Consider the following 19,216-nt stretch of genomic DNA (forward strand, 5'->3'; position numbering starts at 1 on the left):
CCGCCGGTCCGCGACGCGCTCCTCCGGCTAGCCGCGTTCCTCCTTCGTCTTGCACGTGATGCAGTACCGGGCGTGCGGCAGCGCCTCCAGCCTCGGATAGCCGACCTCTTTCCCGCAAGTGTGGCAGAGACCGAAGGTGTTCGGGCTCTCGCGCAGCCTGCGCAACGCGCCTTCGAGGCGGTAGAGGTAGCGCCCTTCCTTGGTCGCCATGACCGCCGCCTTCTCCCGCTCCATGGCCTCGGTTCCCTGGTCCGCCATGTGATCGGTGTAGGTGGTCAGATCCGAATCGCCGGATTCGCGGTCGAGGCGGGCCGCCTGGTCGAAGAGTCCCAGCGCCCGCATCGCACGGGCCTGCTCGCCCAACAGCAGGTCCTTGATTGCGGCAAGCTGTTCCGGGGAGAGGGCCGAGGTGCTCATATTCGAAGCGGATGCTGGGCGGAGGAATGTGCTCGTGTGGGTGGCCGGCCGGCGGGACAGCCCGAAATCTAACCTTGCCGTCGCAGCGGGGCTACCACTCGATGCTTCCTTTCTTCGAGGTGTCGATCTCTTCGCCGCCTCCGTCACCCAGGAGAACGTCCTCTATCTGACCGTAAAGGAAGTCGCGGGACTTGCGGTCCCGAGGGTCCAGCCCGTAGTGGTTGATGAGCAGGGTCTGATGCTCGAGCCATTCCTGCCAGCAGAGATGGCAGATCGAGCCCAGAATTCGGTCGCCGAGCTCGCTCCGGAAGGGCGGCTTGGGCAGCGCCGGATTTTCGGCGTTGCAGCGCCTGCACTCCACGCTGGCGGGCATCGGCGGCTACCTCAGAACCGCCTCGGCATGGCCGAGAGCGAACTCGAGAGCGTCCTGCGAGATGTTCAGGGGTGGCGCGAAGCGGATCACCTGCTGGTGAGTCTCCTTGGCCAAGACGCCCCGGTGCTGGAGGGCCTCGCAGAAGGGACGCGCCGTACCGCTCGACTCCTTGATGACGACGCCGATCATGAGTCCCCGGCCCCGGACCTCCTCGACGTGGGGCGAATCGATGGCTCTCAGCCGGTCCATGAACCAGTTGCCCAGGGCGTCGGAGCGTTCCGCCAGGTTTTCGTCGATTATGACCCGCAGGGAAGCGTCGGCGACGGCTGCCCCGAGCGGATTGCCTCCGAAGGTGGAGCCGTGGTCGCCGGGTCGGAAGACATCCATGAATTCGACGTCGGCGATCGCGGCCGACACCGGATAGACTCCGCCCCCAAGGGCCTTGCCCACGATGAGAACGTCGGGACGCACGTCCTCCCAGTCGCAGCAGAACATCCTACCGGTTCGCCCGAGGCCGGTCTGAATCTCGTCTGCCATGAACGCCACGTTGTGTCGGGTGCAGAGCGCTCGCGCCCGGGAGAGGTACCCGGCCGGAGGCACGACCACGCCGCCCTCCCCCTGGAGAGGTTCCACGAGGAAGCCGACCGTGTTCGGGGTGATGGCGCGCTCCAGAGCGTCTATGTCGCCGTAGGTCACCTCCCTGAAACCGGGCGTGAAGGGACCGAAACCGGCGCGGTACTCCTCCTCCGAGGAGAAGCCCACGATCGTCGTGGTACGACCGTGGAAATTGTTCGAACAGACGATGATCTCAGCCCGGTCCGCCTCGACTCCCTTGACCTGGTACCCCCACTTGCGCACCATCTTGATCGCCGTCTCCACGGCCTCGGCGCCCGTGTTCATCGGCAACGAACGCTGGAAGCCGGTGACCTCGCAGAGCAGCTTGAGGAACGGGCCCATCCGGTCGTTGTGGAAAGCGCGCGAAGTGATGGTGAGCTCGTCGAGCTGGTCGCGAGCCGCCGCGACGATCCTCGGATGCAGGTGACCCTGGTTCAGCGCGGAATAGGCGCTGAGCATGTCGAGGTATCGGTTGCCGTCGACGTCCCAGACCCACGAGCCTTCGCCGCGCTCGATGACGACCGGCAGAGGATGGTAGTTGTGCGCGCTGAAGCGGTCCACCTCGGCGAGAAAACCCGCGGTGCGCGAGGCGGGACGTGCGGAAGTGGCGGCGGACGGGGCGGCGGCGGTGGTCATCGGGCTGCGCTGGTGGCGGGAACGTCACCCGGGCGGAAGCCGGGTCTCTCCGAACGGAACGGTGAGGGGCGAAATGTCGTAGGGCGCCGCTGGAAGGTCAAGCCTCCCGTTGAATTTTTGTGCCCTACGTCGGGGGCTAGCCGGTTAGTCCCGTTCATCCGCGGTTTGGAGCGTGTGGAGCGCTCCGTCGTTCACGCCTTCCGTCCAGGATCGGACGTCGCCGTCGACCTCCCCCCCGCGCTTACCGCCGGCCTCTCGCTCTCGTCCACTTCCAGCCTGAAGATGTCGGGACGTCCGTAGTGGCCGGTGGCGTCGAAGTCGAACTTGGAGCGAGCCACGGCCGTCATGTCGATCTCGGCGGTCAGAATGCCTTCCTCGTCCCAGAGCGGGCCGGCGATCAGCTCGCCCAATGGACCGTAGATGGCCGAGCCACCGCGGCAGAGAACCTCGGGCCAGCCCTCGAGCTCCTCGGCGGTCTCCAGATCGTCCGGGTACATCTCCTTGGTCACGTACTGGTTGCTTCCCAGGACGAAGCAGCGGCCTTCGAGCGCTATGTGCCTGAGGGTGGCCTGCCAGCGTTCCCGGGAGTCCGCCGTGGGCGCCAGGTAGAGCTCCACGCCCTTGCCGTACATCGCCATGCGAGCGAGCGGCATGTAGTTCTCCCAACAGATCAGCCCGCCCGCCCTGCCGAACGGAGCGTCGAAGGTGGTGAGCGTGCTGCCGTCCCCCTCTCCCCAGACGAGTCTCTCCGCGGCGGTGGGCTTTAGCTTGCGGTGCTTGCCCAGCAACGATCCGTCCGGGCCGAAGTACAGGAGGGTGCAGAAGAGCGTCCCTCGCCCGTGATCGCTGTCGCGTTCGATCACCCCCACCGCCAGATACGCCCCGGCGCCCGCAGCCACCTCGCCCAGGCGAGCGGTCTCGGGGCCGGGCACGGCGATCGCCGAAGCGTGGTAGCGGCCGAACATGCGCCTGCCCGCCTCGGTGCGCCCCCCCACCGAGGTGCCGAAGCGGAGCCCCCACGGATAACCTCCGACGAAGGCTTCGGGGAAGAGCACGAGCTCGGCACCCTCCGAAGCGGCCTTGGCGGTCAGACGAGAGACGCTGTCGAGCGCTCCAGGCGTGTCGAAAGGCGCGGCCGCGGCCTGCACCACGGATACCTGGGTCCGTCCGTCGGTCGTCATAGGTGCCGTGGTGTCAGGAGCAGTCAGAGTATCCGCAGATGTGGCAGGTCTTGCACCCCTCCACATAAGCCATCCGACCTGCCTTGCACTCCGGGCAGGTGCTGAGATCGAAGGCGGGACCGGCGCTGTCCCCGCCACCGGTGGCTGCGGTGGCGGTCGCGGTTTTCGATCCGCTCCACGCCGGAGCCTCGACCGTCAAGGGGAGCGACTCCTGCACGCCCTCTTTCTCGGCCAGGTAGGTGTCGATCGCCTGCCCCACGGCGTCCGGCACCGAAAGCACCTTGTTGGGACCGAGCCCGACGGCGCGATCGCATGAGATGCCGCGCAACTGCTCCTTGACCTCGGTGAGGGGGATGCCCGACCGCAGAGCGAGAGACGCCAGCCGTCCGACGGCCTCCGCGTCCGCCGTAGCGGCTCCGCCCGCCTTCCCGATCGTGCAGAAAACCTCGAACGGCCGACCCTCTTCGTCCTCGTTCACCGAGACGTAGATGTCGCCCAGCGGGGAGTTCATCTTGACAGTGTAACCGTGGAGCACCTGAGGACGCACGCGCTTCCGGCGCCGCTTGCCGCGAGCCACGTCTTCCCTGGCGAGACGAGCCCGCAGAGCCTCGATCTCGATTTCCTTGTTGTGAAGTCGCTCTCGGGTGTCCGCGAGCGTGTTCTTAAGGGTTTCCCAAGCCTTCTCCTGAGCTGCGGCGGCATTCGCCGGCGGCTCCGCGTCGGCCTCCTTCTCGGACGGTTTCTTCGCCGCCGTCTCCGTCTTGCCGGTGCTCAGCACCTGAGCGTCCCGCGAGCCGTCCCTGTAGACCGTCACCCCCTTGCAGCCCAAGGAGTAAGCCAGGCTGTATATCTCGCGCACGTCCTTCTCGGCAGCCTCCCTGGGGAAGTTCGTGGTCTTCGAGATGGCCGAGTCGTTGTGCATCTGGAACGCCGCCTGCATGCGCACATGCCACTCCGGCGTGATGTCGTGCGCCGTGCGGAAGATTCTCTGCGTCTCCTCGGGGATCTCGTCGAAGTGAATGTGTCCCTCCTTGGCGACCCGGTCCATGAGCTCCTCCGTGAACCAGCCCTCGGCTTTGGCGCGAGCCACGAAGTCGGGATTGACGTCGGGCATGAGCACGCCTGCCTGGTTGCGCATGAAGGCGACCGCGAAGAGCGGCTCGATGCCACCTGAACAGCCGGCGAAAATCGAAATGGTGCCGGTGGGCGCGATGGTGGTGAGGTTGCAGTTGCGCAGCCTGCGCTCGTCCCGGATGCGCCCGCCCGCCTGGTTGCGCGCGGCGTGGTCGTCGGGTCCCCAGACCGATTCCCGCCACGCGGGAAACACGCCTCTGCTCTCGGCCAGCTTCTCGGAAGAGACCCGGCTCTCCTCGTTCACGAACTCCATCAGCCGCTCGCCGAACGCCACTCCTTCCTCGGAATCGTAGGGAATGCCGAGACGCACGAGCATGTCGGCCCAGCCCATGACTCCGAGGCCGACCCGCCGGATCTCCTGGGAACGCTCGTGAATCTGAGGCAGCGGATAGCGGTTGGCGTCGATGACGTTGTCGAGGAATCTGATCGAGAGGTGCACGGTCCTCCTGAGGCCGTCCCAGTCCACCGTTCCGTCCTTGACGTAGGCGCCGACGTTGACGCTCCCCAAGTTGCATACGTCGTATGGGAGGAGAGGCTGCTCGCCGCACGGATTGGTCGCCTCGTAGCTGCCGAGAGCCGGCACCGGGTTGTGCTCATTGGCGCGGTCGATGAAGAAGGTGCCCGGCTCGCCGGTCCGCCAGGCGCTGTGCACGATCTCGTCGAAGATGGCGCGCGCCCGTTCCGTTCCGACGCAGGCACCCGTCGTCGGATCGACGAGCTCGTATTGCTCGTCCGCGGCCACCGCGGCCATGAACGCGTCGGTGATCGCCACCGAGATGTTGAAGTTCGTGATCTGCGAGGTGTCGTTCTTGCAGTTGATGAACTTGCGGATGTCGGGGTGATCCACGCGCAGGATGCCCATGTTGGCGCCGCGGCGAGTGCCGCCCTGCTTGACCACGTCCGTGCTGGCGTCGTAGAGCCGCATGAAGGACACCGGCCCGGACGCGACGCCCATGGTGGAGCGCACCATCGAACCCTCTGGGCGCAGGCGAGAGAACGAGAATCCCGTCCCGCCACCCGACTGATGGACGAGCGCCATCGAGGTGAGCGTGTCGTAGATGCCGCCTTCGCCGGTGGAGAGCGCGTCGTCCACCGGGAGCACGAAACAGGCCGAGAGCTGGCCGAGAGGCCGGCCGGCGTTCATGAGCGTGGGCGAGTTGGGCTCGAAGGCTCCCGTGGTCATCAGACCGTAGAACTGCCGGGCCAGCTCCTCGACGGCGTCCGCGCTCGCTCCGTAGTCGGCGTCCACGTCGGCGATCGTGCGGGCGATGCGCCAGAACATGGTCTCCGGTTCTTCCGTCGGTTCACCGTTCTCGTCCTTCTTGAGGTAGCGAAGAGCGAGCACGGTCCTGGCGTTTTCGTTGAAGCTCGCCTCAGGCAGGTCCGGCGGCGTCAGGTCGTTGAAGATCTCAATCTCTCTCGGGGGCCGGGGAGCGTGAGTCTTGATCATTCGGGCAGCTTCCTTTTTAAAAAGGTCGGGTCGGTGACGGATCACCGGGGTCGGCTTGGGATTGAAGAGGCAAGGTACTACATGTTGTAGGAAGGTGCAACCTGCACACAACTTGTTGCGGGGGTCAACATCCGTCCGCGGTGGGCGGCGCCCTTCGGCTGCCCGGCCCCGTCTCCCTCGCGCTTGTGAACCGAACTCTGCGAACCGTCAGAACGGCAGACCCAGACGCACGTACCAGACGGGTCGAGCGTCGTCCAGCGGGAACGCGACGCCGCCTCGCACCCGGAGGGGGAAGCGGAAGAAGGTGAGAAGGTCTGCGGTGGCCTCCACACCGGCGGAGGCCATGGGATCGGGTCGCGAACCTGCAGCCGAGCTCCCGGCCCAGGCGTCGCCGGCGTCGAAAAAGACCGATCCGAAAAAGCGGTCGAGATGGGCGGGCCACGGTCCCAGTCCCCGGTTGACGAGCGCGAGCGGGAAACGGTACTCGAACGAGACGGACCAGGCCCGGTCGCCCCCCCGCTCCCCTGCCTGGTAGCCGCGAACCGGCAGAAAGATCGAACTGCCTCCGAAGAGCCCTAGCCCGGAGAGATTCTCCGGAGAACCGGAAGCCCCGCCCACGTCGAAATAGCCACCGTGAGCACCTGGGCCTCGGGCGGCCGCGGCGCTGACCCTGGCGGCGACCGCGTGTTGCCCGTATCCCGCGCGGAAGAGCGGAGCGTGGAGCACGAACCTGGAGAGCAGATCCTGTGCGCTGCGATCAAGACCGGAGCCCGCAAGCGTGTCAGGAAGCGAGAGCTCCCGACGATCTCGGGCTCTGATGTAGAACGAAGCTCCCTTGTGCGGCCCCATGTGGAACTCGGTGGAGCGGACGCTGCTGAAGAAGAAGCTCGCGGAGTAATCGAAGAGGTCGGTTCGGGGTCGGGTCAACCGGTAGCGAGTCGCCGGCTCGAGCTCGGAGTCGAGCAGCGTGAAGTCGTCGCGCGCCACACCGGCATCCAAACTAACGGCGGCGTAACTGCGCGCTCGCCGACGAACGAAGGTCGCCGAAGCCGCAGCTCTGCGCTCGCGCTCCAGCACGTAGAGGATGTCCGGCTCCGCCCCGTCCCGCCCGCCCGCCAGGCGAGCGCCGTCGTCGTCCCAGGACTGCGATACCGAGAGCCCCAGCGCCGGATTCCCGAGACCGTGAAAGCTGTAGGCGAGTCCCGCTTCCAAATTGCCGTCGGGGATGAAGACGCGCGCGCTCAGCGAGTAGGAGTGGCGTCCCACCAGGTCCCGCCCCGAAGTCGTGAGGCCGAAGGCCCGTCCGAGCAGCTCGCGGCGCGGCACCTCGGCCGTCGGGGTGGAGACCGCCGAGGTCACCACCGGCGAGCGCGTCTGCGGCTCCCAGTAAGTGGGCGCTAGCGTGGAAAGGCTCGAGTAGGGCCTGGACTCCGCCTGGACTCCGCCCGCCCCGAGACCGGAGGCCTCGCGCTCGTCCGGGTCGGCGGCCCCGGCAGCCACGCTCCTCGCCGGCAATCCGTCGCGCTCGGATTCGTGCGGGGGGGACGTCGCGACCGGCACCGCCGGAGCCGCCGGGAAATCGAAGGGCGTTCGCTCGATTTCCCAGCCGTCGGCGTGATAGGCGGAGAAGTAGAGCCACTCGCCGGCCGGGTCGAGAGCGGGATAGCCGGCTGCGGTGAGCAGATTCGTGAGCAGCTTCGATTCGCTTGTCCGCTCGCCGGCCGCGTCCCACTCCACACCCAGGACGTTGAAGGTGCCCGTACGATCGGACATCCACACCAGATAACGCCCGTCGGCGCTCCAGCGGGGGGCCAGGTCGAGCGCTCGGTCGGCGGTGACCGCCGCCGCTTCCCTGCCCTCCGAATCGAGAATGACGATGTCGCTGCGGGCGCCCGCGCGCCAGCGCGTAGCCGCTATCCACCGGCCGTCGTGAGAGACCGCCGGGTAGGCCCAGTGCTCGTCGGGCGAGGCAGGCACCAGCTCGCGCACCGCTCCGGTCTCCAGATCCACGTGGACGAGGGAGCGGGTTCCGGCTCCTTCCCGTATCGCCACCGCGTGTCCCGCAGGAGTGGCCGAGGGCTGAGAGAGACGCGCGCCTTCGGTCAGCCTGCGGGTTCGGCCCGATGGGATCGACGCCAGGTAGAGGTCTCCGTAGAAGCTGTAGGCGCCCTCGAAGTCTTGCTGCGCGAAGAGAAGATGCCCGGAAGGCATGGGCGCGACCGGCCCTGTGTCGTTCACCCTGAAGAGACGTTCGCCGCCTGGAGGACCTTCACCCGAAACTCCTTCGGGGCGCATCCGAGCGACCGCCGGATCGGAGCGGCCGTCGGCGAGCGCGTAGTAGAGCTCGAGGCCGTCAGCCGAGAACACCGGGTACAGCGCCCGCCTGGCTCCGCGGGTGACGGGCTCGGGAACGGAGAGCGGCCCAAGCTCGCGAGCCCTCCCTTCGAACTCCTCCGCATCCGCGCGCACCGACTCCTCCCAGTCGTGCCAAGCCTGGCTGAGCGTGATGCCGAATCCGTGCTTCGCGGCCGCGTTCAGGCGGAAAGGGACCCACTGCCCCGCCACGGCCTGGGCGAATGCGGCCAAGCCTTCGTCGCCGTAACGATCGTGCATGTACTCGAAGAACTGCGATCCGTAGACATAGGGGCGCTGGCCGCCGGGCCAGACCGGCGAGTCGCCCTGTGCCTGGCCCAGCCCTTCAAAGGCGCCCTCGATCACCGCGGTACGCAGCACCGTATTGTGGAAGGTGCCGTGGACCCGACCGGCCCCGGTGAGCGCCGATTCGTACCAGGTCGCGATGCCCTCGATTCCCCAGCGCGGCAGTCCGGAGCCCGGGAAGAACGGCCAGGCCGCGCCCACCCGCCCGAAGACCGCCCGCGCCGCCTTGCCGACCGGGTTGGCGGTGCGGTCGATGTGGAAGACATGGGCGAGCTCGTGGACTATCACGAGTCGGAGCCAGTCGTCGTAGTAGCCCAGGGTGGGGAGATCGACCGGGGGGCGGGCGTAGATGGTGATCCGATTGGAAGGAACGTACTGGGCGAAACCGTTCGAGTAGTCGGTATGGTCGGTGAGCAATATGTCGACCGTGCCTTCGGGCGCGGGCAGGAAGGTCTCTCCCAGCCGGCTTCTGGCCTCTTCCGCGTAAGCTCCGGCGCGTTGGGCCAGCTCGTCCATCCCGGCCGGGAAGGTGACGCGAAAGTGTTCGGTCTCCAGGGTGCGCCACTCGATGTGGGGAGGAGGCGCCTGCGCGCTGGCGGGCTCGGCCCCGGGAGCGAAGGCCAGTCCGAACGCCAACAGTCCGGTGTGGACGCAACGTGGTGCTGCCGCGAGAGATCCGTGCACGGGCCGTCAGGGTTCCGGAATCAGGCGCAAGACGTAGGTCGGAGCCGGCTCCGGGGTCTGGAACAGCAGCTCGAACCGATTCAGGTGGGCCGCGATCGCCGTCCCCAGGTAGACGCTGGTGTTTTCCGAGGAGAGAATCACGTAATCGGTGGTCTCCACTTGGGCGAACACCGTCTCCGGGTCGTTGGAGAAAGGATAGACTACGCCGCTGCGACCGGTGTGCAGATGGAAGAGGCGAGGTTTTCTCACGGTGAAGACGGCATCTGCAGGGGTGTTGGCTTCGACCCAGTCCATCGCCTGGAAGAAGTTCACCCAGTGCGGTTGGTATCCCGCGTAGCTCTCACCCCCGAGGACCCGTCTGCCGGTCGCCAGGGTCCGAGGAGCCAGCACCGCCTGAGAAACGGTGCCCAGAGCGAAGAACGAGACGAAGACGGCCGTGGGCAGGCCCCGCTTCAGCCGGCGTCTGAGCCAGCCGATCCGTTCGCGCCCGGCCTCCATGGCGCCTGCCGCGTAGACGAAGATGATCGGCACGAGCGGCATGAGATAGCGAACGTCGTTCACCGTCTGGGCGAAGAGAAGAAGGGCTGCGGCGGTGAGAAGGAAGTACCCCTCGGTCGCCTGCGGTCGTCTCAACCGCAGCGCCAGTCCGACGACCGCGAGCGCCGCCAGCAGGAACGACGCCACGTCCATGATCCAGCTCGTATGCCAGGCAGGTATCGCCGCCAAAGTCCTCGGAATCTGCACGAACACGTAGTCGCTCAGGTTGTCGAAGATCCGGCCCACCCATCCGGCGAGGTCCAGGTAGCCCTCTTCCGGAGCGTAAACGTCGCGGAGTCGGAACTCCTCGAAATAGGGAGAGGATTCCCCGGTCACCCTGGAGGACGCCAGCAGCCAGGGCACCGTGACTGCGGCGCTCAAGCCTCCGTAGACCAGGAGCCTGCGCCAGCGACGGCCTGCCAGGTAAGAGAGCGCGACACCCGCGATCATGAGGGCGCCGATCTGTCGAGTGTAGAAACAAAGCGCGCCTCCGAGCAGGCCCAGCCAGAACCACCTGCCGAGTCGTTCTCCGCGATCGCGCTCCACGACCGCGAGGGTCGCCAGAGAGAGAAGCAGGAAAGCCGCCTCGGTCAGGATCCAGTGCGAGTACTCGATGACTATCGGGTTGACCGCGAAGGCCGCGCACATCGGGATCCAGACGCTGCGGCGGAAGCTTCCCCGGGTCCAGCGGCAGAAGAGGTAGACCGAGAGCGTCGTGGCGGCGAGCGAGAGAGCCTTGAAGGCGAGGACGCTCTGACCGAAGAGGAGCTGCACGAAGGCGAGCAGCGCGGGAAAGACGGGCGGGTACTTGGTGTGCGGAGTGGGCGGTCCCGGGTCGATGTTCGTGTGGTAGACGGCACCCTGCCCGTGGAAGGAGTCCGCCAGCAGCATGTACATGGCGTTGTCGCCGCCGGTATGCAGCTTGGGTTCGAAGACGGCCAGGGCTATCGCGACGTGTAGGCCGAGAAAGACGAGCATGGCCTGTGCGTCCGTCAGCCGTCCGTCGGTCGGCCCCGACGGCGTTCGTTCGGTCCTGCTCGCGCGATTTCCGGCGTTCCAACGGCCTCTCGCGGCCTTGCGGGAGGCCCGAGCCGCGTTCCTAGGGCTGCGGGCAGCCTTGCCGGAATCGCGGGCCGCCCCGGCGGAGCTCCGTCCGTCCAGACTCCGTCGCTTCCGTCTCCCGCCCGAGCCCATCACTCCCGGTCAGCGATCCCGGCCAGCACGTCGCCGGCCTCGGCGAGACGTCTCTCCGCCTCCGCGCGTCCAGCGTCGAGCATGCCCATGGCCAGTGCGGTCTTCACGCTTCCGCCCGCCCGCTCGATCAGCGCTTCGGCCTCTTCCGCGCTCTTCTCCAGGGTCTCGGACACGATGCGCCGTCCGCGGTCGCGCAGCTTCCGGCAGGTGGTCTGGAGGTCGACCATGAGGTTGCCGTGGACCTTGCCCAGCCGCACCATGGCGCCGGTCGTGATGGCGTTCAGGATCAGCTTGGTGGCGGAGCCCGCCTTCATGCGCGTCGAACCCGTGATCACCTCGGGACCCACCAGAGGAGCGATCACCACGTCGTGAGTCGCCACCAGTTCGGGTGACGGCTCGGTGCATAGAAGGAACCCGGTCTTGGCTCCCCGCTCCCGCGCCAGCGCCAGCGCCCCGTGCACGAAGGGCGTGGTTCCGGAGGTCGCGATACCGAGTACGAAGTCGGTCGCGCCCACGTCGAGTTCGTCGAGAGCGCGGGCACCGTCCCCGGCTTCGTCCTCCGCCCCCTCCTGGGCTCGCGTCAGCGCCCGATGGCCGCCCGCGATCACCCCGTGCACCATCTCCGGAGGTGTGCCGAAGGTCGGCGGCATCTCAGCGGCGTCAAGCACGCCGAGCCTGCCCGAGGTGCCGGCGCCCACGTAGACGAGCCGACCACCGGCCCGGAAGGCGGCCTCGGCGAGCCGAAGGGCCGTCGCGACCGGCTTCCGCACTTCGGCGACCGCGACGGCCACCCGACGGTCTTCCCGGTTGATCAGGTCGACGATCTCCAGCGGACCCATGCGGTCTATCTCGACGGAGGCGGGGTTGCGTCGCTCCGTGAGGCGCGGGTCCTCCGCAAGCTCGGTAGCTCCCCCCGCTTGTGCGCTATCCACGGTCGGCAGGCGAGGCTTGGCGGCCGTTCCGGCGCGACCGGGCATCAGATGCGGTCCAGCAGCCACTCCGGCGCGAACTGGTTGAGCCATGCGGCCAGCATGGTGAAGCGACCTGTCATCAGCAGGATGCCGAGAACGATCAGCAGGCCGCCGGATCCCTTCTCCACCAAGGGCAGGAAGCGCTTGAAGCGGGCGAACACCTTGAGGAAACGGTCGAGCACCAGGGCGGAGATCATGAACGGAATGCCGAGACCGGCGGAATAGGCAGTGAGCAGGGTCACACCGGCCCAATAGGTGTCCTGAACCACCGCATAGCCCAGGATCGCCCCCAGCACGGGCCCGATGCAGGGGGTCCATCCGGCCCCGAAGGCCATGCCCACCCCGAAGGCTCCCAGGTAGCCCACCGGACTCGACCCGAGATCCATGCGCCTCTCCCTCATCAACGCCGGAATGCGGAAGACCCCGATCAGATGGAGGCCGAGGACAATGATCACCGCACCCCCGACTCGCTCCAACCAGACATCGTAGTCCCGAATGAAGCCTCCCACGAAGGAGGCCGAGGCGCCGAGGGCGATGAATACGGTGCTGAAGCCCAGGACGAAGAGGAGGGCGTTGGCGACGGTGGCATGCCTCTTCTTGCCTTCCTGAAGCTCGTCGAGGCTCATCCCGGTGATGAACGCCAGATAGCTCGGCAGCAGCGGGAGCACGCACGGCGAGAGGAAGGAAAGCAGACCGGCGAGGACCGCCCCGATGATTCCGTAGTCAACTCCGTCCATGATCGCCCCGGTTCCGTTGGTCTTTAAGTTGCACGCTCGGTGTGATGCCGGTCGGGAATTCGTCCGCCGACGGCCGCTCGGTCTCGACCGTATCGTCCGCCACCGACGCCACCCGAGCTCGCCTCGATTCCACGAACGCCCGCACGGCGTTGCTGATCCCGAACCATCCGGCGACCAAGGCCAAGGTCCATCCGGCGAGCCTCGGAAAAATAGCCGCGAGCACGGCCACGGCAACCATCAGCGTCGAAACCACGCCGAGCACGGTTCGGTCCTCCCTCTCCAGGGTGCGGTTGCCGGAAAGCGTGTCACGAAGGGCGCCGCCGGCGCGCACTGCGGAAGCCAACGCCCCTTTGCGCCTTCGGGAACTACCCTTGTCCCCATCCAGCTCCGCCAACCTATTCATCAGACCCGAGGTCGGTTCGAGCGAACGTCGGCCCGCCGACGGAGTCTTGCCCGGCAGCACTATCTCGACAGCATGGGCGAGATCTTTAAGGAAGAGCTCGCACATCTCGCCGGCCAGACGGGCGTCGAGACAGGTGACGTCGATCTCCCAGTTGGCCAGAAGCGAAGCTGCGTTGAGGTTGCTGGAGCCCACTCGGCACCAGATGTCGTCGACCACGGCGGTCTTCGCATGAATCATCGGCCCCTTCCACTCGAAGAGGCGGATGCCGGACTCGAGGAGGTCGCGATAGCCGCTCCGGGACATGGAGCCCACGATGGGCCAGTTGTTGTGGGCCGGAACCAGGATGCGCACGTCGACGCCCTGCTCCGCCGCCGCTCCCAGGGCTTCGGCGATGACCCTCGGAGCGACGAAGTAGGCGTCCGTGATCCAGATCCGCTTCCTAGCGCGCAGCGCCGCCAATTGCGACGCCTGGTAGACGCGGGCCCTCCCCGGCTCGCCCTCGATGAGCCAGGCCGGGATGCCGGCTGCGGCTTCGTCCCAGGTCGTCGAGGCGGCGGACGCCGCAGGCCTGGGTTCGTCCCCGAAGAGCTCCAGCGCTCCCTGGCCGTCCGGCCGAGCCTCCCGCCTCGCCGCAGCTCGTTTCCTCCTCGCTTTCCCTTCTCCTGGTCTCACCTTTCCCGCGACCAGCCGGTCGCCGGTCGCCGCACCCCACATGGATTCGAATGCGACCTGGGTCGCCCTCGCCAGCGGCCCCTCCATGGTCACGCCCGTATCGCGCCACGGCGGTCCTTTCTTGCCGATGATCCACTCGTCGCCGATTCCGAATCCGCCCACGAAAGCCGTCTTCCCATCGATCGCCATGAGCTTGCGGTGGTCGCGCTGGAACACGGCCAGAGGGTTGCCGAGGCTGGGGCGCGGCGGGTTGAAGCAATGGATGCGGACTCCGGCTTCCCGCAGAGGGCGCCAGTACGATCTCGGAGTGGCCCAGCACCCCAGCCAGTCGTGGATGACGAAGACGGCGACGCCTTCCTCGGCCTTCCTGCGCAGCAGGGTGCGGAGGCGCTTGCCGGTGGTGTCGGCCCGTACGCAGTAGGCCTCGAGATAGATGAAATCTCTGGCGTCCTCGACCGCGTTCCGCCAGGCATCGAAAGCATCGGGCCCGCTGGTCTTGAGAGAGATCCGGTTGCCGTAAAGCGCGGAGGAGCCCGTGATCCGCTCGATCCCGGCCGCGCTCCAGCCTGCGTCTGCGGCCAGTGTCGTTCCGGGCACCCGCCTCTCAGAGGTCGGCATCTTCTTCCGTTTCGATCTCGTACTCGGCCACGAGCTCGGAATAGCTTTCCTCGGATCCTCCGATCTCGACTTCGCGCGCGACGCCCCCCTGACGTACCACGCCGAGCCGCAACGCCCGCTCTTCCACTCCGCGCAGCACGTCGTCCAGGAATCGGGGGGCGGCCTCCCCCACCTGTTTCAGCTCGTCGGTGATCGAGAGCCCATGACCGGTACGGGTGGCGACGTAAGCGAACGAGAAAACGAGCCGACGCCCGGCTTCTCCGCTGAAGGTGCTCAGCACCGCCAGCCCGAGCTCCCGCCAGTCCTCCCGCAGCGGCTCGAATAGCCAGAGCCGGTCCACATTCTCGGCTCCGACTCGCCTGCGAATCCTGATCAGCACCCTTTGGAGTATTTCGGCTCCGAGGCCCTCCCAAGCCCTGTGCGCACCTCCCCCGGCCGGCGCCGGGGGACCGCGAAGCCCCCCACGTCCGGTGCCTTCCCGGCTCGGAGTCAACGCGCACCCACCGCAGCGGCGGCCGCACGACGAACATCTTCGACGACCGCCGAGAGTTCGCCCGCGACGAGGGCTCCGGAAGCCTTCTCGTGACCGCCCCCCCCGAACTCCGCGGCGAGCGCGGCCACGTTGACCCCCCCCGCCGCCCGGAACGAGACCTTCACCTCGCATCTTTCGGTCTCCCTGAAAAGGATGGCGATCTCGGTTCCTCGTACGGATCGGGGAATGTCGACGAACCCTTGCAGGTCGCTCGGCCTCGCGCCGTGGTTCCGGCACGTCTCCTGGGACACTACCATCGAAGTAACCCCGCGGTCGCTCTCGAGTGTGGAGAGTACCTCGCGCATCACTCCGTAGCGACGCAGATCGACGGCCCCGTAGAGCCGGCGGCTCACCTCCCCGGGGCTGACGCCGCGCTCGATCAGATCTGCGGTGATGGCGTGCGCCGCCTGGGTGCTGTTGTCGAAGCGATAGGAACCCGTGTCTGTCGAGATGGCGACGTAAAGTCCGTCGATCACGTTCCGGGTCCACGGGCCGTCGGCGTCGCTGATCAGGTCGTAGACGAGCTCGCCCGCGGCGCAGGCGTCCGTGTCGGTGAGCTGGACGCCGCCCACAGGTCGCGTCCCGGGAAGGTGGTGATCGACAACCACGACCCGCAGCCCCTTGATGAGCTGCCAGACCGAGCCCAGACGGCCGATGTCGCAGGTGTCGAGAACCACGGCGAGGTCCGATTCGGCGCACCTGTCCCGAGCGAGCGTCGATTTGGTCCTCACAACGTTCCGCGGTTCGTCGATCATCCACTTGAAGCGGTTGGGAAAGGGCGTGGGATTGACGATGGTGACCTCGGTTCCGTTCGCTCGCAGCCAGGAAGCGACCGCAGCCTCCGAACCGGCGGCATCTCCGTCGGCGTTGGCATGGGTGGTGAGAACGACGCGCCTCGAACTCAGCAGGATCTCACGCACCTCGACTACCTTCGCACGTCGACTCTCCGGGGTTTCGTAGCTCAACAGTCCGCTCCTCCTTGTTCGTCCTCGACCTCGGGCTCGGTCCACGGGCCTCCTGCCAGCTTCTTTCGGAACTTGGCCCAAGTCGAGCCCAAATGCACGAGGCGAGACGACATGCGTCCGTTCACCACGCCGCCCGCGAGCGCATCCACCAACGCTTCCGGTTCGTTCGGATGACTCTCGACGGTGATGGTGGAGCGCCCGACCTCGCCCAGGGTGTGCGCGTCCGAACCGGCTCCCGGAACCTTGCCCAGGCGGGTGCGGAGAGCGGCCGCCTTCTTCTGGGGCGCCGTGCTGTGGAGGCGACCGTTGAAGACCTCGATCACGTCGCAGAGCGGCCCCAGCTCCTCGGCCATCCGTCCGTCGCCCCCCTTCCCCGGCGCATACGGATGAGGCAGGTAGGGAACCCCGCCCTGGTCGCGGATCTGCCGGATCGCTTCGCGCGCGGGAGTGCGGCGGGGTATTTCGAGACTCAGATAGAGACCGATGACGTCGACCCCTTCCCGCGACTTGACCTCCTCGCCGGGAATCACCAGCGCCGGATAGCGGTCGGCCATGAGGGCCGCAGCTCCTATCCGGTCGTGGTCGGTGAGTGCGATGCGGCCGCAACCCCGAGCCAGCGCCCGGTCGAGGACGAGCTCGGGACGGGAGAGCGAGTCGAAGCTCGACCAGGTGTGGATGTGGAGATCCATGCGCATGGCCATGCCCGCCAATTGTCTCAGCTCGGCCAGGACCCTTCGCCCCGCCACGGCCAGCATGTCGAGGCCGGCGTTGTTTTCGATGACGAAGCGGGAGGGCTCGCGCTTGGCCGCCGGGTCTCCTTGCGACGCCATGAGCCGGCCGGCCAGCTCGCGATCGAACCCTTTGGAGTCCATCAGACGACGGAGGCGCACCTCGGGATCGGCATCGACGAGAACCACGCAGTCGAAGTCGCCTTCGAGGCCGGCTTCGAAGAGCAGCGGGATCTCGGACACGACCAGCTCCACGCCCTGCCGACGCAGCTCCTCCTCCCGCTCCGCACGCAAGCGACGCACCTCGGGGTGCACGATCGCTTCCAGACGTCGTCTGGCTTCGCCGTCGGAAAACACGAGTTCGCGCATCCACCGACGATCGAGTTCCCCGGCCTCGGTCAGGGCGCGCGCCCCGAAACTCTCGCGCAAGGCCTCCAGCGCTGCGGAACCGGGGGCCAGCGCCCGGCGCGCCAGGTCGTCGGCCTGGAGAACAGAGATTCCCTCGCTCCGCCAGAGCTCGGCAAGGGTGGACTTGCCGGACGCCGCGTTGCCAGTGAGAGCCGCCGAGTACACGGCTACCTCCGATCTCGATCGTGCGGGGAGGAGGCCATCTCCTTCCTGGCTCGGTGAGCCCATTGCAGAAAGCCCTTCAACTCATCCCGGGAAGGAGCCGCCGCGGGATCGCCGTAGGCGGTGTCCATCCTCCAGCGCACGTACGTGAGAGACGGCAGGGGCAGGAAGGGCGGTCGCGCCCACCAACGGTGCGCCCTGAAGGCCCAGGCCGAGGAGAGCGCCAGCGGAAGGTAGCGGGGGTTCGTCAGGACCAGGGCCGCCATCGCCAGAATGAGCTTCATGCAGATAAGTTATGGCATAGAGGCCGTGGTTCGTCCCCCCGGCTCGCACCGACCGCCATCGCCCGGCGCCCCGGGCCGCATCGCATCAGGAGGACCGCCGCCTGGCCAATCGTCTCGCCCGAGAGAGCAGCCCCTACCTTCTCCAGCACGCCGGCAATCCGGTGGACTGGTACCCTTGGGGTGAGGACGCCTGGAAGCGCGCCCGATCCCAAAATCGTCCGGTTCTCCTCTCGATCGGGTATTCGTCTTGCCACTGGTGCCACGTGATGGAGCACGAGTCTTTCGCCGACCCGATCACCGCCGAGCTCATGAACGAGCTCTTCGTCAACATCAAGGTGGACCGCGAGGAGCGCCCCGACATCGACCAGATCTACATGCGCGCCCTGCAGGCGTCCACGGGCGCCGGAGGCTGGCCGCTCACCGCTTTCCTCACGCCGGAGGCCGAGCCCTATTACCTGGGCACCTACTTCCCGCCGGAACCCGGACTCGGGCGGCCGGGCTTCAGGCAGATCCTCCGGGCGGCGGCGCGTGCGTACCACGAACGACCGGGTGAGGCCAAGGCCGCCGGAAAGCGCCTGGTCGCGGTGATGGAACTGAACCCGGGGCCGAAGAGCGGAGGGGCTCCCGGCGAGCGTAGGCTGACCGCGAAGCTCGTCGAGGCGCTGGACGGGGCCTGGCGAGGGCTCGCCCGGCGTTACGACGCCGTGAACGGCGGCTTCGGCGGCGCTCCGAAATTCCCGCCGTCGCTCACCATCGAGCTCCTCCTGCGCCGGCATCTTCGCACCGGGGATGCCCAGGCGCTCGAAATGAGCGTCCACACCCTGAGGCAAATGGCGTCGGGCGGTATCCGCGACCACCTCGCCGGCGGCTTCCACCGCTACTCGGTCGACAGCCGCTGGCTGGTGCCGCACTTCGAGAAGATGCTCTACGACAACGCCTTGCTCGCACTCGCTTACCTCGACGCCTGGCGGGCTGGCGGCGAAAACGATCTGCGCCGGATCGCCGAGAGCGCCCTTGACTATGTGGCGGCCGATCTTCGTTCCCCCGAGGGCGCGTTCTTCGCCTCCAGAGACGCCGACTCCGAGGGTGAGGAAGGTGCCTACTACGTGTGGAGCGCCTCCGAGGTGAAGAATCTCCTCGGAAGCAGCCACGAGATCTTCGCCCAGGTCTACGACGTGAGCCCCGCCGGCAATTTCGAGGGCCGCAACATCCTCCATCTCCCTCGCGACTTGACCACCTGCGCTCGAGCCCGCGGGATGTCGGAAAGGGAGCTGGAGTCCCTGCTCGGGGATGCCCGCAAGCGGCTGCTCGGCGCCCGCGCGAAGCGGCCCGCCCCCTTCCGGGACGAGAAGTTGGTGACCTGCTGGGCGGCGCTCGCCGTGCGCGCCTTCGCCGAGGCCGGAGCGACGTGGGCGCGGGCCGACTACCTGAGCGTCGCCGTGGAATCGGCCGAGTTCATCTGGGAGAACCTGAGGCCGAAAGGTTCGTTGGTCAGGAGCTGGATCGGGGGGCGAAACGGGGTCCACGCCTTCCTGGAAGACTACGCGGCGCTGGGCAATGCATTCGTCTCGCTTCATGCGGCGACGCTGGATCCGCGCTGGCTGGCTCGCGCCCGGGAATTGGCCGATGAGATCCCTCTCCGTTTCGGTGATCGTGACGATCCCGGGATCCTCTACGACTCGCCCGCCGACGGCGAGAAGCTCGTGGTCCGGCCCCGGGAGCTTCTCGACAACGCCACGCCTTCGGGCACGTCGTTGGCCGTCGAGCTCTTCACGCGGATCGGCCCGGCTCTGGGAAACGCCGGCTATCGGGAACGGGCCCTCGCCCTGCTTGGGCGGCTTGGGTCCGCACTGCTCG

The 19,216-nt window shown here is 67.4% G+C and carries 14 protein-coding genes and 1 pseudogene; 1 reads left to right on the plus strand and 14 read right to left on the minus strand.

The features are described 5' to 3' along the window. Nucleotides 1–27: 27 nt before the first annotated feature. From J4G12_01735 to J4G12_01800, 14 genes are all read right to left on the minus strand, one after another. A complete protein-coding gene (locus J4G12_01735; GenBank protein ID MCE2454524.1) occupies nucleotides 28–417 on the minus strand; it encodes a TraR/DksA C4-type zinc finger protein in 390 nt (129 codons plus the stop codon). Nucleotides 418–508: 91 nt separating this feature from the next. Beyond that, nucleotides 509–790, minus strand: coding sequence for an oxidative damage protection protein (locus J4G12_01740; protein MCE2454525.1), 282 nt, complete (start codon nucleotides 788–790; stop codon nucleotides 509–511). 6 nt (nucleotides 791–796) lie between these two features. Beyond that, complete coding sequence (gene rocD / locus J4G12_01745; protein MCE2454526.1) at nucleotides 797–2,041, minus strand: ornithine--oxo-acid transaminase; 1,245 nt, start codon at nucleotides 2,039–2,041, stop codon at nucleotides 797–799. A 191-nt stretch (nucleotides 2,042–2,232) separates the two neighbouring features. Beyond that, entirely contained in the window at nucleotides 2,233–3,222 is a 990-nt protein-coding gene (locus J4G12_01750; GenBank protein ID MCE2454527.1) for a carbon-nitrogen hydrolase family protein, read from the minus strand. 13 nt (nucleotides 3,223–3,235) lie between these two features. Continuing rightward, nucleotides 3,236–5,806: a vitamin B12-dependent ribonucleotide reductase gene (locus J4G12_01755; GenBank protein MCE2454528.1), complete on the minus strand. Its 2,571-nt coding sequence runs from the start codon at nucleotides 5,804–5,806 to the stop codon at nucleotides 3,236–3,238. Nucleotides 5,807–6,013: 207 nt separating this feature from the next. After that, a complete protein-coding gene (locus J4G12_01760; GenBank protein ID MCE2454529.1) occupies nucleotides 6,014–9,100 on the minus strand; it encodes a PD40 domain-containing protein in 3,087 nt (1,028 codons plus the stop codon). A gap of 54 nt (nucleotides 9,101–9,154) precedes the next feature. Then, nucleotides 9,155–10,663 (minus strand): DUF2029 domain-containing protein, encoded by a 1,509-nt coding sequence (locus J4G12_01765; protein MCE2454530.1) that lies wholly within the window; start codon nucleotides 10,661–10,663, stop codon nucleotides 9,155–9,157. A 215-nt stretch (nucleotides 10,664–10,878) separates the two neighbouring features. Continuing rightward, entirely contained in the window at nucleotides 10,879–11,856 is a 978-nt protein-coding gene (murQ, locus tag J4G12_01770; protein MCE2454531.1) for an N-acetylmuramic acid 6-phosphate etherase, read from the minus strand. Continuing rightward, nucleotides 11,856–12,587 carry a cytochrome c biogenesis protein CcdA gene (locus tag J4G12_01775; GenBank protein MCE2454532.1) on the minus strand — a complete coding sequence of 244 codons (732 nt, stop codon included), beginning with the start codon at nucleotides 12,585–12,587 and terminating at the stop codon, nucleotides 11,856–11,858. The genes murQ and J4G12_01775 overlap by 1 nt, the downstream gene beginning before the upstream one ends. Further along, entirely contained in the window at nucleotides 12,574–14,280 is a 1,707-nt protein-coding gene (locus J4G12_01780; GenBank protein MCE2454533.1) for a hypothetical protein, read from the minus strand. The genes J4G12_01775 and J4G12_01780 overlap by 14 nt, the downstream gene beginning before the upstream one ends. Further along, nucleotides 14,267–14,659, minus strand: coding sequence for a hypothetical protein (locus J4G12_01785; protein MCE2454534.1), 393 nt, complete (start codon nucleotides 14,657–14,659; stop codon nucleotides 14,267–14,269). Before J4G12_01785 ends, J4G12_01780 begins: the two co-directional genes overlap by 14 nt. Nucleotides 14,660–14,769: 110 nt before the next feature. After that, a complete protein-coding gene (locus J4G12_01790; protein ID MCE2454535.1) occupies nucleotides 14,770–15,777 on the minus strand; it encodes a bifunctional oligoribonuclease/PAP phosphatase NrnA in 1,008 nt (335 codons plus the stop codon). Continuing rightward, entirely contained in the window at nucleotides 15,774–17,078 is a 1,305-nt protein-coding gene (gene coaE / locus J4G12_01795) for a dephospho-CoA kinase (protein MCE2454536.1), read from the minus strand. Before coaE ends, J4G12_01790 begins: the two co-directional genes overlap by 4 nt. Nucleotides 17,079–17,080: 2 nt before the next feature. After that, the gene (locus J4G12_01800) at nucleotides 17,081–17,359 is read right to left on the minus strand and encodes a hypothetical protein (protein ID MCE2454537.1); all 279 of its coding nucleotides are present in this window, start codon (nucleotides 17,357–17,359) and stop codon (nucleotides 17,081–17,083) included. Between the two features lie 101 nt (nucleotides 17,360–17,460). Here J4G12_01800 and J4G12_01805 point away from each other — a divergent pair. Continuing rightward, nucleotides 17,461–17,943: pseudogene (locus J4G12_01805) on the plus strand (thioredoxin domain-containing protein). The last annotated feature ends 1,273 nt before the right edge of the window (nucleotides 17,944–19,216 follow it).

The organism is Gemmatimonadota bacterium (assembly GCA_021295815.1).
GTDB lineage: Bacteria > Gemmatimonadota > Gemmatimonadetes > Longimicrobiales > Gaopeijiaceae > JAGWBQ01.